Source organism: Vibrio sp. 10N.261.51.A4 (assembly GCF_041471945.1).
GTDB lineage: Bacteria > Pseudomonadota > Gammaproteobacteria > Enterobacterales > Vibrionaceae > Vibrio > Vibrio crassostreae_C.
The window spans coordinates 37,745-52,302 of the sequence record NZ_JBFRPJ010000074.1 but is presented as its reverse complement, the minus strand read 5'-3'; the positions used below and the strand labels follow the sequence as shown (position 1 = coordinate 52,302).

General features: G+C 45.8%; 12 protein-coding genes. 8 read left to right on the top strand and 4 right to left on the bottom strand.

Annotated elements, in window-relative coordinates; translation table 11 throughout:
* Positions 1–3 precede the first annotated feature (3 nt).
* Positions 4–2,919 carry an alkaline phosphatase family protein gene (locus AB4384_RS16655; RefSeq protein ID WP_372129842.1) on the top strand — a complete coding sequence of 972 codons (2,916 nt, stop codon included), beginning with the start codon at positions 4–6 and terminating at the stop codon, positions 2,917–2,919.
* 44 nt (positions 2,920–2,963) lie between these two features.
* Here AB4384_RS16655 and AB4384_RS16650 read toward each other — a convergent pair whose 3' ends face one another.
* The 4 genes from AB4384_RS16650 to AB4384_RS16635 all read right to left on the bottom strand — a co-directional run bounded on the left by AB4384_RS16650 (position 2,964) and on the right by AB4384_RS16635 (position 6,451).
* Positions 2,964–3,488: an N-acetyltransferase gene (locus AB4384_RS16650; RefSeq protein ID WP_108110861.1), complete on the bottom strand. Its 525-nt coding sequence runs from the start codon at positions 3,486–3,488 to the stop codon at positions 2,964–2,966.
* 96 nt (positions 3,489–3,584) lie between these two features.
* A complete protein-coding gene (locus AB4384_RS16645; protein WP_010432560.1) occupies positions 3,585–3,842 on the bottom strand; it encodes a YdcH family protein in 258 nt (85 codons plus the stop codon).
* A 156-nt stretch (positions 3,843–3,998) separates the two neighbouring features.
* Positions 3,999–4,988, bottom strand: a complete 990-nt coding sequence (locus AB4384_RS16640) for a rhodanese-related sulfurtransferase (protein ID WP_017089989.1) — start codon at positions 4,986–4,988, stop codon at positions 3,999–4,001.
* Between the two features lie 314 nt (positions 4,989–5,302).
* Positions 5,303–6,451: a PLP-dependent aminotransferase family protein gene (locus tag AB4384_RS16635; protein ID WP_372129841.1), complete on the bottom strand. Its 1,149-nt coding sequence runs from the start codon at positions 6,449–6,451 to the stop codon at positions 5,303–5,305.
* A gap of 115 nt (positions 6,452–6,566) precedes the next feature.
* Between AB4384_RS16635 and AB4384_RS16630 the strand changes: the two genes are divergently transcribed.
* The 7 genes from AB4384_RS16630 to AB4384_RS16600 all read left to right on the top strand — a co-directional run bounded on the left by AB4384_RS16630 (position 6,567) and on the right by AB4384_RS16600 (position 14,518).
* Positions 6,567–7,436, top strand: a complete 870-nt coding sequence (locus AB4384_RS16630; protein WP_372129840.1) for a GyrI-like domain-containing protein — start codon at positions 6,567–6,569, stop codon at positions 7,434–7,436.
* 243 nt (positions 7,437–7,679) lie between these two features.
* Entirely contained in the window at positions 7,680–9,014 is a 1,335-nt protein-coding gene (locus AB4384_RS16625; protein WP_102561847.1) for an MATE family efflux transporter, read from the top strand.
* A 201-nt stretch (positions 9,015–9,215) separates the two neighbouring features.
* Entirely contained in the window at positions 9,216–9,974 is a 759-nt protein-coding gene (locus AB4384_RS16620) for an ATP-binding cassette domain-containing protein (protein WP_372129839.1), read from the top strand.
* The gene (locus tag AB4384_RS16615; protein WP_017065049.1) at positions 9,971–10,822 is read left to right on the top strand and encodes an ABC transporter ATP-binding protein; all 852 of its coding nucleotides are present in this window, start codon (positions 9,971–9,973) and stop codon (positions 10,820–10,822) included. Before AB4384_RS16620 ends, AB4384_RS16615 begins: the two co-directional genes overlap by 4 nt.
* 48 nt (positions 10,823–10,870) lie before the next feature.
* Complete coding sequence (locus tag AB4384_RS16610; protein ID WP_372129838.1) at positions 10,871–12,382, top strand: ABC transporter substrate-binding protein; 1,512 nt, start codon at positions 10,871–10,873, stop codon at positions 12,380–12,382.
* A 4-nt stretch (positions 12,383–12,386) separates the two neighbouring features.
* Positions 12,387–14,123, top strand: coding sequence for an ABC transporter permease subunit (locus tag AB4384_RS16605; RefSeq protein WP_372129837.1), 1,737 nt, complete (start codon positions 12,387–12,389; stop codon positions 14,121–14,123).
* 152 nt (positions 14,124–14,275) lie between these two features.
* On the top strand, positions 14,276–14,518 hold the full coding sequence (locus AB4384_RS16600) for a hypothetical protein (RefSeq protein ID WP_102299817.1): 243 nt from the start codon (positions 14,276–14,278) through the stop codon (positions 14,516–14,518).
* Positions 14,519–14,558 lie beyond the last annotated feature (40 nt).

The window sequence follows — 14,558 nt, the reverse complement described above, 5'->3', positions numbered from 1 at the left end:
TTGATGAGCTCTTATTCTCACGTTCGCAGTTACGCCAGTTTATTCAGTGTCTTATCGTTGGCGGTTACGTCAGCTCCGAGTGCCGCTGATATATCAACAACGCCCGTCATTGGTGGCGTTTTTAGCTCCAGTGAAGTGTTGAAAAATGAGGTGCTTTCAAGCCTAAGTTATTCTGCCAAACTCACTCGTGATGCAGCTCTTTTCACGATTGGTGGCGTTACATTAGATGCGTATATTCTCGCTCTCCCTTTAGATGTCAAAACAAAAGCCAGAGTCGTTGCTCAGTTATCTAACCCGACGTACTCAATTCCTCTGGGTTATTTTCTCTATAGTTATTACGACCGCTATTCAGGCTTGGGCAGTGAAGATGTGTTCAAATCTTACTTGTCGACGGTTTATGATAAGCAGGCGCTAAAGGGCTTTGAACATAGCCTCTATCATGTTGGAGATAAGCCAACCTCAGAGCATCACGAGCCAGATACCTCGACTGAAGCAACGGGACATCATGAAGGTATTCGTATCGATGAACAGTTCATTGCTAACATGGTGGTTATCTACGATGCGTTATTCGAAATTGGTGTTTGGCAGGATATGGACACGCTCCCTGCGAATTACACATACTTAACCAATAGCCCTGAAGATCTAGCGATCATCGCTCAGATTCAACCGATCATTGTTGATTTGATCGGTAAAGCGGCATTGGGAATGGATGACGGCGACATGAAATCTGCAATGTTGGCGATTGCAGAAGATGGTAAACCAGAAAACGCTGATAAGCCGAATAACAAAGCACAAGCTCTTACCATCACGCTTATTGATTTTGTGCGCTTAAACTTGCTGAAAGCCTACCGACAGTTTGTGTTTAAAGAAGAACGTGCAGAGGCGCTTGATGATTGGATGCAGCAAGCGTTCAGTGACCAGCCTGATGCGCTAATACAATTCTTAGAATCCCAACAGCACAAGCGCTTTGCGGTTCAAGTGACGGTCGATGGTTTACAGCAAGGGTTGCTCGAGGGGTTGGTCGATGAAGATTCACCTTTCATTTCGGTTGCTTATCAGAACCATAAAAACCGAGCGCAATATAAACCTCAGTTAGAAACGGTGATTGAGCCAGAACATCAACAACAGGTGAGGTTCATGGAAGTTCTGTCTGAACAAACCTACCGTGATCCGAATTATCTTCCGTTCTTCAAAAAACTTTATCAAGAGCATCGAGACAATATTAGCCGAGTGGGTATCTCTTCTACTCCGACGATCAGCGTACGTAATCTACCGATCATTAAAACGGGCGCGAAAGTATCGGGTCAAGGTGGCACGGGTATCCCTAATTTCCACTTTGTTGATCGAGAGATCGACCGAGCGTATTACTTCTTCGGCAATGATGCCTTGCAGTTGGATGTGTTGATGGCAAACAACAAGGTGCAGACCATGTTTGATCGCCTTGATTACCTCAAAACGCTGAACTGCAACGCTCAATATGATTGGAATGCTCACACCACTTACGATGGGCTAGTAAACCTAGGTTTGGGTGAGTCACTGCGTGATTATGGTGAGAAACGCTGCGTTAAAGAGCTTCAAGAACGTTCAGAAGTCGAAGTGGTTTTGCAAGAAAAGCGTCAAGCCTTGATTGAAGATATTGAAGCGTATCAGTCTATATCTGGCTTTGATTTTTTCACTAAGTTTTCAAAGAGAGCTCAGGTTAAACAATTGATTACTCAGTTTGCCGAGTTAGATGGAAAAGGGATGCCCGACTACACCTTGGTTTATAATCCATGGCCGGATCACTTCGCACACTTTACCGGTCCTTTTAGTGACGAAATTCTGATGCCGACTGGAGAGCTTAACCGACTGGACTATTGGATTCGCCAGATTGAAGCGACCTACCGCAGTGCCGGCGTTTACGATAAAACGCTATGGGGCATGGCAGGGGATCATGGTTTAACGCCGGTGTTCTACGCGCTCAATCCCGAAAAGCAGGTATTTGAAGGCTTACAAGCAGAGCTAGAGTATCCAATTGTGGTTAAGAAGATATCTTCAGACGAGGGTGAAGGGCCTAAAATCACCAATGCGCTAAGCTACCCAAGCTCGAAAGAATTGGATGTGGTGGTTGCCTCGACGGCTGGTGGTAACTTCATGATGGATTTCTTTAATTCGGCTCAAGGGTGGCAGGTTCAGCCTGTTTACCAAGAACTCACGCAGTGGTCTCCGATTGCAGCGTCAGCTGGTCAGAATATCGACATCATTAATCAGATAGCGCAACGCTTGCCTGAAAGTCTTGATTATATGGTCGTAAGAGAAAGCACATGTGATCAACAACGTTGCGCTGTTCGTGTGATTGGCAATCGTGATTTAAAACGGGTCGATGAATTGATCACACGTGAAGGTGACAAGCTTTTCTATGAGTCATTGGAAGACAACCGAGCGCCGATTTTGCTCAATACGCAAAGGTTAAATCCATACCTAGCATCACCAAGCGAAGCTGATTTTTCACAGTATTCTCAATTGGTCGAAAAGTGTATTAACCGAGCGGTTAAGGCGGATGTGACAACGTGGTGTAGCAGTGCTGAGTGGACTTCATTAACGCAACCAACACCTCGACCAGATTCAGTGAATCAACTGGCTAATATCTACCTTGAAGATAGGGCTGGCACGGTTAACTTGTTCCCTAAAGCGGGAATTGGCTACAACACCAAGGTACCGGGGCGTCATGCTGGTGAGGATTACTTAGAGAAAGATGCCTTCATCGGATTCTGGGGAGCGCCAATTGGCGATAACTCTCAGCAATTGAAAATCGAAGCTAACGGATCTTTAGCGCCAACGCTGTTTGAGTATTTGACCGGAGAACCTGTGGTCGAAGGCGAGAACGGTTGGGGTTTTCCGTCGTTGATTGAGAAATTAGATATTTCAAGCGCGCGCTAAAGTAAACGCTCTCTACCTACTCGCTATCTGTATTTTCTCTATGGTTAGCGAGGCTGAGAGTTAGCTAGGTTGAGAGCCAATCCCACAAAATCATCATCTCCTTCATCAACCACTCGGTAGCCAAGTGACTGATAAAAGCTAATGGCGCGAGTGTTACTTCTAAAACTCGACAGGGTGACTTGCTCACGTCGCTCTTCCGTGGCTCTCTTATGTATGAGGTACATGGCTTGTTTACCTAGCGAATGACCTTGGTATTGAGGGGAAATGATCAGCAGATGAATATGGTATGCGTTGTCATAAGGCTTAAAACATACAAGTCCAATCCTCTCTTCTCCTCGGTATACCCAATGAAACCAAGAGGGATGGTAATCGTTTAAAAGTCGTTGACGTTGAAAGTCATCATCCCAACCGAAAACGTCATCTACGTGTATGAATATACCTTGTTTCACACTCGCAAATAGTTCTTCGAATTCAGAATTTGAAACGAGCTGGAATTGTATATTCTCTTCTTGTCTTGCCACTTTGCTTGCTTCCTTATCAAACGCCTTTGAATAAGCAAACAGTAACATAATTGAAGGCGCCGAATTAGCTTAGATTTGCGATGTGATGAAACCAAAAAGCCATGCGTGATGCATGGCTTAAAATAGAGTTTTGGACTGATTTTTCTATACGATCTTAAGTGCGTGGTGGCGCGTGAGCTGTTTGTGTAGCGAGTCTTTTAGCGCCATGCGTTCAACTTTGAGGTTGTGCATGCTGTCGTCATCGATAGGGCTGCCAGAGATTTCTAGCTGACGGATGTCGTAGTCGAGTTGGTGGTATTTCTGCATGTCTGCTTTGAATTTTTCGTCGTCGTGGTTGAGCTGAACAATGTCTAATTTAAGATCTGGGAAATCTAAGATAAAGGCATGGTTTTCATTGAGCATTGGCACTTCCTCTCTAGTCGAATTATCTTCAGTATAGATCCTATTTTTGAAGATAAATGTGTTCCTAAACACAAAGCGAGAGCAGGCTCAAAAAAGGGCATAAACGTTCAATTGTGGATTCGCTGATGCCCTTTGTTATTTTAGTAATATTAAAAACTACTTCGCTTTCTTACCAGAGCGTTGCTGCTCTTTGTGTGCAAGCTTTTCTTTCTTACGCTGATCGATAAGGTGAGCGGCTTCGCCACCTACGTGGGTTTCGCCACGAGCATTCGACAGTTGAACTTGCTTTTCACGTTCGCGGAAACGGGCTTTCTGCTCGTCGCTGTGCTTATCAATACACTTAGGGCAGCTTACGCCTTTCTCGAAGTGCTCAGAGGCTTTGTCTTCGTCAGTGATTGGCAGACGACACGCGTTACACACATCGTAACCGCTCTTCTCTAGCTGGTGGTTTACTGCAACACGACCATCAAATACGTAGCAGTCGCCTTCCCACATGCTCTCTTCTTCTGGTACTTCTTCTAGGTACTTAAGAATGCCGCCTTCAAGGTGGTAAACCTCATCAAAGCCTTGCTCTTTCATGTAGGCCGTTGATTTTTCGCAACGAATACCGCCAGTACAGAACATCGCGACTTTTTTGTGTTTCTTAGGATCGAGATTTTCTTCAACGTATTGAGGGAATTCACGGAAGGTTTCTGTGTTTGGGTTTACAGCATTTTTGAATGTACCGATATCGACTTCGTAGTCGTTACGGGTATCAACCAGAATCACATCAGGATCAGAAATCAGAGCGTTCCATTCATTTGGTTTCACGTAAGTGCCGACAACGTGGCGTGGGTCGATACCCTCAACGCCCATGGTTACGATCTCTTTCTTAAGCTTAACCTTGGTGCGGTTGAATGGTTGTTCTTCGTTGAACGACTCTTTGTAAACAACATCAGCCAAACGAGAATCTTGTTTGAACCATTGAAGAAGAGCGTCGATAGATTCGCGCTTACCTGCAACGGTGCCGTTGATACCTTCACTCGCAAGTAGCAAAGTACCGCGGATTTGGTTGGCTTCTAACACGTCAGTGAGTGGCTGGCGAATTTCTTGGTAATCATCAAGTGCTACGAATTTATACAGAGCACATACAACATATTGAGACATGGTTTTTCCTTTCTGCGAGCTGGAACGTAAATCCAGAGCGGTTGCCTTTTATGATACATACTGAGTTTGATTTACTCAGGTTTGCCCATATTGGCTTATTAAAATCCGCCGCAGTATAACCAAGCCAAGGAAGGACAAAAACCAACCAAAAGTAGGGCTATTTAGCATTGTTATTAGTGTGGCTTTTGGACTAAGAAATGCAATTAAACCGTTTTATCTGGTTCGAATTACAACACGTATTCCCAAACCAAAAAGGCCCTGCTGTAAAAATACATCAGGGCCTTGGTATTGAATCTGTCTGACTTAATCAGCGATTACGCTTGGTTAAGTACTTCCGCTAAGCGTTTCACCGCTTCTGTTAATTCTTCTGGGTTGGCGTTAGTGAAGTTTAAGCGCAGTGCGGCTTTTGCTTCATCGGCCTTTGGATAAAATACTGGGCTTGGTACAACCGCCACACCATTCGATAGCAAAGTCTTAGCTAATTCGAAGGTATCGCACTCTGGGATTTCTACCCAAATGAACATCCCGCCATCTACGGCTTTTAACACGCAATCTGCAGGCAGTTGTTTTTTTAGCTCTGAGAACAACACTTCATAACGAGACTTGTACAGTGTGCGAATGTTTTCCATGTGTACGTTGAAGTCTTCATGTTTTAGAAGACCAACAAGCAGCGCTTGCATAGGTACACTTGAGTGTAAATCCGCGCCTTGCTTCACTTTGATCAGTGGTTCAAGGTAGCTGCGCTTGCCTGTTACCGCACCGATGCGTAAACCAGGTGATGCAATCTTAGAGAATGAACGAAGAACGATAGAGTTATCAGGGCAGAAAGACGAAACCAACGGCAGCTCTGTGCCTGTGAAACGTAGCTCTCGGTATGGTGCATCTTCAATGAACGCAACGTTGTATTTGATACACAGCTCTGCCACTTTTTGGCGAGTCTCTGTTGTCCAACATACGCCCGTTGGGTTATGGAAATCTGGCACCGCGTAGAACATCTTTGGCGATTGCTCGGCAAAGCACGTTTCTAGTTCATCTAGGTTAGGGCCAAATTCGGTTTGAGACACAGTCACAATGTTTGCTTGAACCAAGCCAAACACTTGCATCGCACCCAAGTAGCTTGGCGCTTCCATCACAACCACATCACCTGGATCGACATACGCACGCGCAATCAAATCCAAACCTTGCTGAGAGCCAGTACAAATCATTACCGTGTGTGACTCTGGCAATTGGTAGCTTTGTGTTAGGTGGTCAAGCAACGGGCCGTAACCGGCAGTAGAGCCGTATTGGAAAACTTCAGGCATGTTCGCTAGGTTTTCTAGCGTTGGCTTCATTAAATCGATTGGGAATGTTTTCTCGTCCGGTAAACCGCCGGCCAATGAGATGACATTTGGATCACTTGCGGCTGCGAGGATCTCTCGAATGTATGAAGATTGAATCTGTTGTAATGACTGTGCGATTTCCATGTGTTGTGTCTCGTCGTTTATCGTTTTTATTCTATCGCTTGATATTACACGGCAATTGTAAAAACTAGCGTGTCCGTTTATGCTCTTAAACATGTCCATTTATGCTATTTAAACGATGTCACGTCAACACATATCGCGAATCAATGATGTCCTGTTCCATATTCACCAAGACATCAGTCAGCCTTTGTCTGCCAAAGAGTTATCTGAGATAGCGGCCTATTCAGAACAGCACTTTCATCGCACCTTTAAAAGCGTGGTCGGGGAGTCGTTGCATCAATATATCCGACGCACTCGAATGGAGTATGCAGCCAACCAATTGATGTTTGATATCAGCTCGTCAGTGGTCGAGATCGCCCATAAATGTGGCTTTAGCTCGGTGTCTTCGTTTAGTCGAGCATTTAAAGCGACCTTTAATATGTCTCCGGGCGAGTGGCGTAAACACGATTTACAAGTAGCAGAAAAACCCTATTTGAAAGATCCCGAAGTGGCGGCGGGCTATTTGAATGTGGCGCAGCGAGTATTGCCCGAACCCAAGATCGTTGAAGTGCCTGAACGCATGGCGGCCTATGTTCGACATACGGGTTATAACCGCTCTATTCGCAATGCGTGGTTGATATTGAAAGCGTGGGCGAATTCCGAACAGCGTGATTTTTCGAGCCAATTTGGTTTGCATCACTCAAACCCTGCTTGGGTTGAAATGGATCAGTGTCGTTATGTCGCGTGTATCGCGATTGATGAGCCGATTAAGTATCGTAGCGTAGTTAATCAGATGGTGATTCCGGGCGGCTTACACGCTGTGTTTCGACTAAATGGCCGCTATGGAGAACTGCTACCACAGATCAGTATGGTGTTAGAAAAGTGGCTACCCACATCTGGTTTCAAACAGCGCTCGACTCCCGCGTATGTGCATTATCATCAGAATCATTTTCTCAATAGTGATGAGGTGTTTGAGCTTGATTTCTACCTCCCTGTGAGTTTTTACTGAGTCTTTATTAGGCTAACTAATGAATTGTATCGGTAACGTATTGTTGTGTTTTGTCGAGTGTGGCTTTACTCATTTGTTGTGGCTAATTTGCTCACTCAATGGCTGAAAGGCATCTTATGTTGATGATGTAATGAAGAGAAAGCTTGTTGATAATTTACCTCAGTAATTGATGACAACGTACGGATTAAGCGATAGCATTCCGTTCTAATTGCAAATAATTCTTAATATCACTCGCTAGAATATATGACCATTACCCATAAAGATTATCTGAAAATCGCCTTCCCCTTCATCATCTCAACGGTGACACAGCCTTTGTTAGGTGCGGTGGATACTGCTGTTATCGGCCAACTTGGCATTGCTGAATTGATTGGTGGCGTGGCGATCGGCACCATCATTATGAACACCATGTATTGGCTGTTTGGTTTTTTCCGTGTTAGTACCACGGGACAAAGTGCGATGGCACTGGGCAAAGGGAATCGTTCTGATTTAGCGGGCAGCTTGATGCGTCCATTTGTGTTGTCTGGTTTGGTGGGTTTGATCTTTATCTTGATACAACCACTCATCTGGCAAGGCGCGATGTGGGTGATAGAACCTGAAGCGAAAGTGGCTGAGCACGCGCACATCTACTTCAGTATTTTGATTTATGGTGCACCTTTTGTACTGCTCAACTATACCATTATTGGTTGGTTAATGGGGCAGGCGAAAGCCAAAGAAGTTCTTTATACACAAGTGTTTGGTAACGTGTTGAACATTGTATTGGATGCGGTGTTTGTACTTTATTTCGACTTGGGTGTTGCGGGTGTGGCCTACGCAAGTTTGATTGCACAAGTCACCACCTTCGCTATTGGTATGACACTGGTGATTAAGACCAGCAATATCTCGATCTCTGAGTTCCTACAAGGTTCGAAGATGACCAAGAAAGACCTATCGACAATTATCTCTTCAAATACTGATCTCTTACTTCGTACCATCTGTATTTTAGTTTTCTTCAATATGATGGCGCGTACTGGTTCTAAACTGGGTGCCGATGTTCTGGCTGCTAACGCGATCTTGATGCAGGTGACCTTCATTGTCAGTTACATGTTTGACGGCATTGCCAATGCATCGAGTGTGTTCGCGGGTAAAGCGGTAGGTCAGAAAAATGCTTCAATGTTGGATCGTGTATTAAGACTTAACTTCCAATGGACGGCGAGCTTTATTGCCGTACTAACCTTCCTCACCTTGGTATTCAAAGACAGCATTGTCTTCTTGTTTACCGATATCCCAACGCTTGTCGCTCTATATCAAGAGATGGCTCCGTGGTTGATTGTGTTCCCGCTGGTGTCTGGCTTTGGCTTAACGGTTTACGGCATCTTTACCGGAACGGGTACCACGCGTCCAGTTAGGGACTCTAGCATAGCTACTTTGTTGGTTTTCTTAGCGGTACAGGCATTATCAATCGATATGTGGGGCAATCATGGCTTGTGGTTGGCGTTTACCTTGTTTTATCTTGGACGTATTGCCTTCTTGTATCCGTTCATCGCACAAGTTAAGCAGAAGTGCCTTCCAACAGAAGGTGCATCCGCGGCGTGTCATTAGGTTAGAAACACAATCGTTATTGCCAGTACTTTTGAAAGCGCCTGACAGCATTATGCTAAGGGCGCTTTTTCTATCTAATGACCTAGTAAAAATGGTCAATCAAACAACAAATAAAGTGCGATGCAGTTCAATGTTCTCTTTTCATCATGTCGGCTAAATGATAGAGTTGTTATGTTATAACATCTATCTGTGAGTATCTGCGTGAACACCCCACTTTTGTCTGTTGACCACCTAACGATCAAAACCTCTTCGAGAACCCTTTTCCAAGATATCCACTTCGATGTTTATCGAGGTGAGCTGTTGGCGATCATGGGACCGTCAGGCATTGGTAAGTCGATGCTTTCACGTGCGATTGCGGGTTTTCTGCCAGAAACGGTCGAGGTTGAAGGTCATATTTCTCTGTCTGGTGAAGCGGTATGTGGTTTGCCTATGCTGCAAAGAACCGCAGCACAGCGCCCCGCAGTTATCTTTCAAGATGCGCTTCAAGCATTAAATCCTCTGGTTTCCATTGAAGGTCAACTCAGTTTGGCATTGACGGGGACGCGCACTAAGCTTAAATCACAAGACAAGATCAAACTCACTGAATTGTTAGTGCAGCTTGGATTTCCTAACCCTGAAACCATCTTGCCGTTATATCCGAGCCAAATTTCGGGAGGGCAACGTCAACGGATTTGTATTGCGATTGGCTTGCTGAGTAACGCCGATCTCATCATCGCCGATGAACCAACCAGCGCGTTAGATCCGGTGACAGAGCAAGAGATACTTAAGCTGATTCGCGACAATGTTAAGCAGCGAAAAATCGGTGGCTTGTTGATTACTCATGACCTGCATAGCGCGTTGGCGTGTGACAAGCTGTTAGTCATCGATGATGGTGGTGTGGTGGCTTACGGTGCACCGAAACATGCACTAGAGTCGAGCTCTCACGCTTTCTGCTGTTCATTGAGAGACTTAATCGAATGAGCTCGACCTTATCACTAAACTCAGAAGCCTCGCCATTAATGCCAGTGACTGATTCAGAAACACAAACACCGATAGAGATTAAGTTCGACAATGTGAGTGTTCACTACTACTCCGTACCAAGTTGGTTGGGTGGTAAAGCGTTCAAAGCGCTACAGAACATAGACCTTAATGTTGAAGACAAAAGCCTAGCAATTGTTGGGCGTTCTGGTGCCGGTAAATCAACGTTAATTGAACTGCTATTTGGCCTTAAAGCGCCAACCGTTGGTCAAATAAACTTGTTCGGTTATTCGCTCCCAATTCGCGATAGCAAAGCGCAAGCAACGGTGTGTCGCTTGATTCAATTGGTGCCTCAAGAGCCCCACACTAGCCTCAACCCTTACTATACCGTTCGACAGATCTTAGCCGAACCTCTAAGTAACTTAGATGTTTCGGGTAATCATGAAGCCATCATTGAAGAGGCGCTTTCAGACGTTGGATTGCCTGCCAGTTTGCTCTTACTGAAACCTAATCAGCTTTCTACAGGTCAAGCTCAACGTGTGGCTATTGCTCGGGCTCTTGTCGTTAGACCCGCAGTGCTGGTGGCCGATGAACCTACTGCCAGCCTTGACCCAGTGAATCGCCAAAGGTTGTTGGACTTGGTTAATTCATTAAAAAAGAAGCGCGATATGCGCCTTATTTTGGTTACTCACGATTTAGGTGCCGCAAAAGCCCTTTGTGAAGAAATACTGGTACTCGACCATGGTGAAATGGTGGAGCACGGACCGACCGATCAAGTGATGAGTAAACCTGCTCATCCTGCGACTCAGATGCTGATCGAGTCTCAGCCTCTTTCGAAATCTACTTGTTAAACACAACCTTATTTATTAAAAAAATACAGCTACAGAGAAAAAATAATTATGCGTTTTAATTCAATCAAACTGGCTTGCACGCTTGCGTTGGCTCTGCCTTTGACGGGCTGTTTTGACTCTCAACCAGGGTCTAGCGATGCCGTAGTAAAATCTGAAATTCGAGTTGCGATGATGCAACCACCAAGAACGGGTTTATCGCCACTTTCTGATGACGCTTTTAAGTTATCTCGTTGGAGCACAGCAGAAACTCTGGTTAACCTGAGCCCAACCTCAGAAGCAGAACCTATGCTAGCAACGGATTGGAAACATGTTGATCCTCTGACTTGGCAGTTCACGATTCGCCAAGGCGTTAAATTCCATGATGGTTCGACATTAACGGCAAACTCTGTAGTGAACTCTCTACAAAAAGCGCTCGAAGCAGCACCTAAGCCGCGCATCCTAGATGGCGTAGAGCTAGAAGTGAAAGCGATGGACAACTACCGCGTAGAGATCAAAACCAGCTTTGATGACCCTCTTCTACCAAGCCGTTTATCAAGCCCTCAATTAGCGATCCTAGCAGCAAGTGCTTATCAAGAAGATGGTCGTGTTAGTCCAATTGGCGCAGGTACTGGCCCGTTTGAGCTGACTGAAATCAACGGCACAACCAGCGCGAAACTGAAACGTTTTGACGGCTACTGGGGCGAAAAAGCGCAAGTAGAATCTGTAATTGCAGAATACGTTCCTAATGGTTTTGCTCGTGCTGCAGCACTGAGAACCGGCACGGCTGACGTCGTTGAAGCGGTACCCGTTTCACAAATCGCGACCATTGATCCGAACCTACTTTACGAAGTGGCAATGCCTCGTACTAATACGCTTTACCTGAACAACAAGTCAGGCGTATTTAGCGATATTGAACTGCGTAAGGTAGCGGCAGCTGCAGTAGACCGTGAGCAGATCGTGAATACTGTTTATGAAAACCACGCGGATATCGCGCAAGGCCTATTAGGTCCTGCACTTGCTTGGGCTGAACCAATTCGACCTGAAGGTCAGGCAGTTGACAAAACGCTAAAAGCGAACGGCGAAAGCATTGTTATTGGTACCTTTACCGACCGTGCAGAGCTTCCAGAAGTGGCAGCGCTACTGAAGCAACAACTTGAAGCGGCTGGTTTCAAGGTTGAGCTGGATATTCGTGAATATGCTCAGATCGAGAACGATGCGCTATCTGGTAAGTTCGACGCGTTTATCCTTTCTCGTGCAACGGTTCTAGATTCGGGTGACCCAGTGGCTTACATGATGAGCGACTTTGGTTGTAAGGGTTCATTCAACCTTGGCCAGTTCTGTTCTCAAGAGGTAGATAAAGCACTGAATCACGCTGACCTACAACCGCTAGGTGCGCTGCGTCACCAAGCGATCATCGAAGCTGAACAAAAAATCCTTAACGATTTTGCTGCGATTCCACTGCTTCACGAACGTGTGATTCAAGGTGAGAGCGAGCGTGTAAGCAATGTAGTTCGTGACCCAAGTGAACGTCGCTTGGTTGATCAAACGACACAAGTTAACGCGGCAACACAGGTTAACTAAATAAATGTTATCTGCTGAGACTCTGCGTCGAACTCTATTTATCTTGACGCCTTGGCTATCAAGAATCGCCTCACTGATTGTGGTGGTGATTCTTGTTGGTTTGATGCCTGACATTGCAGGCATCGATCCAAGCCAATCTATTCTGCGGGCTAGGGCGGGGCAACAACACCTGCTTACGCCTGAAGCTTTAGCGGCGGTACGCGCTGATCTTCAGCTTGACCGTTCAGCCATTGAGCGCCTGCTCGACTGGGTAGGAAATGCTTTTTCAGGTGATCTAGGTGAATCATGGATTGATGGTTCCTCGGTTGCATTAAGCATTCAAAAAACAGCATCTACGTCTCTGTTCTTGATGTCTAGCGCACTTGTGATGACTTTCGTACTGTGTGGTGCAGGCTTACTTGCTACCTTACGCAGTTGGAAGAAGGGCAAACTAGGGCAGAGTTACAGCAGTTTAAGCACCGTATTAATATCGTTACCAGAGTATGTGGTGGCCTCGGTATTAATATTGGTGTTCTCTATCTGGTTAGGTTGGCTACCACCGTATGGTTGGCAAGGTTGGCAAGATATCTGGCTACCGAGTTTAGCGCTCGCACTGCCTGCAAGTGGCTTGTTTAGTCGTCTACTCAGAGACAGTTTACAACGCGTTCTCAATGAACCTTGGGTGATCACTTGGCTCAGTGCCAACGTTCATTCCAATCAAATTATTCGCTTTGCGCTGAAAAGAGCGCTGAGCAGTCTGATCCCGCAAATCGCGATGATCGTGATTGGCTTAACTGGTGGCGCAGTCGCGGTTGAGCTTATCTTCTCGATCCCTGGTATCGGGCGCATGATTCTTGGTGCAGCCAAGGCGCAAGACTTACCAACGCTGCAAGGCGGCTTATTGGTGTTGCTGCTATTTTCAATTGCCGTGAGCAGCATGAGCTTGTTTGTTCAGCAATTGATTCTTGGCCACAGCCTGAAAAGCGGCAAGCTCATCAGTAGCCACTCTTCGTTTCGTTTTACCCAGAACCGCGCAAAGCGTGTCACTGCTTTTGCGATCTTCTCTTTCCTAATTGCTATCGTTGTATGGGCTGCATTCCGAGACCCATACACTAGCCAATTCGCACGCTTGGCATCACCGAGTTGGCAAGCACCTTTGGGCGCAGATGGCATTGGTCGAGACCTACTGGCGAGAATTGGTTCTGGTATGATTGCGACCTTCCAAGCCGGCATATTGGCAACGTTCTTGAGCTTGGTGACGGGCATCATCATGGGTTTCAACACCCGCTTTAGCCAAGGCCTTATCGAGATCACTAAGGGTATCCCATACATCATTGCAGGCTTGCTTGTTGCAGGCTTAACGGGGATGAATCCGAACAGCGCATTAATCGCGATTGTATTGGTGTCGTGGGCGCCGCTAGCTGCACACTGCTCAAGCTTGATCGTAGAAGCCAAGGCTCAACCTTATACACACCTCGCGCCACTATGGGGCACCAGTAAGCTTAGAATCTTCCGTTTCTACTTGCTTCCGTATGTGTTGCCACCGTTGTTAAGACACGCGATGTTGAGGCTACCGGTTATCACTCTAAGTCTGACCTCGCTGAGCTTCATCGGATTAGGGGCAAAGCCACCAACACCTGAATGGGGTTTGATGATCGCAGAGAACCTTCCATACATTGAGCGCGCGCCATTAGCAGTCATGGGGCCAATTGTTGGGCTGATCTTGTTGGGTGCAGCCATTAACTTGATGTTTGATGACTAACGTAAAGATCCGGTCGCTGAGGTTTCTAAATTGACGATCCGATTGGGTATTCGATTTAGCATTTATGTTGTAACCTTAGCCCTGCTTTTTAGAGACGCTTTTTGATCGGCTCGAAAGTTAAACAGGCCCTAGTTAAGTGTAAAGGATTCAACATGTATCTCGTTTTGTATTGCCACAATATTGGTATGACTGACTTTTCATTCTTTGAAACGGAAGATTTTGACAAAGAAGAGGGCTATATCGTGCGAGGCAAATGGCCGAATGAGAAAGCGTTTCGTGATTACTTGACCAAAGAGTTTGGGGATATGAGCGAGTTCCAAGTGATTGACCTAATCGCCAAAGGTGCAGAGGCAGAACACTACTCGCCAGAAGAGTTGATGCGCTTAGCTCAATAACATAAGGCTCTGTAGCTCTCGCTTAATAGCATTTATTTCA

Bases quoted from the DNA above. Each gene is read 5' to 3' on its own strand.
- AB4384_RS16655 (WP_372129842.1), top strand. From the start codon at position 4: ATGAGCTCTTATTCTCACGTTCGCAGTTACGCCAGTTTATTCAGTGTC.
- AB4384_RS16615 (WP_017065049.1), top strand. From the start codon at position 9,971: ATGAGCTCGACCTTATCACTAAACTCAGAAGCCTCGCCATTAATGCCA.
- AB4384_RS16635 (WP_372129841.1), bottom strand. From the start codon at position 6,451: ATGGAAATCGCACAGTCATTACAACAGATTCAATCTTCATACATTCGA.
- AB4384_RS16605 (WP_372129837.1), top strand. From the start codon at position 12,387: ATGTTATCTGCTGAGACTCTGCGTCGAACTCTATTTATCTTGACGCCT.
- AB4384_RS16600 (WP_102299817.1), top strand. From the start codon at position 14,276: ATGTATCTCGTTTTGTATTGCCACAATATTGGTATGACTGACTTTTCA.
- AB4384_RS16645 (WP_010432560.1), bottom strand. From the start codon at position 3,842: ATGCTCAATGAAAACCATGCCTTTATCTTAGATTTCCCAGATCTTAAA.
- AB4384_RS16610 (WP_372129838.1), top strand. From the start codon at position 10,871: ATGCGTTTTAATTCAATCAAACTGGCTTGCACGCTTGCGTTGGCTCTG.
- AB4384_RS16630 (WP_372129840.1), top strand. From the start codon at position 6,567: ATGTCACGTCAACACATATCGCGAATCAATGATGTCCTGTTCCATATT.
- AB4384_RS16640 (WP_017089989.1), bottom strand. From the start codon at position 4,988: ATGTCTCAATATGTTGTATGTGCTCTGTATAAATTCGTAGCACTTGAT.
- AB4384_RS16650 (WP_108110861.1), bottom strand. From the start codon at position 3,488: ATGTTACTGTTTGCTTATTCAAAGGCGTTTGATAAGGAAGCAAGCAAA.
- AB4384_RS16625 (WP_102561847.1), top strand. From the start codon at position 7,680: ATGACCATTACCCATAAAGATTATCTGAAAATCGCCTTCCCCTTCATC.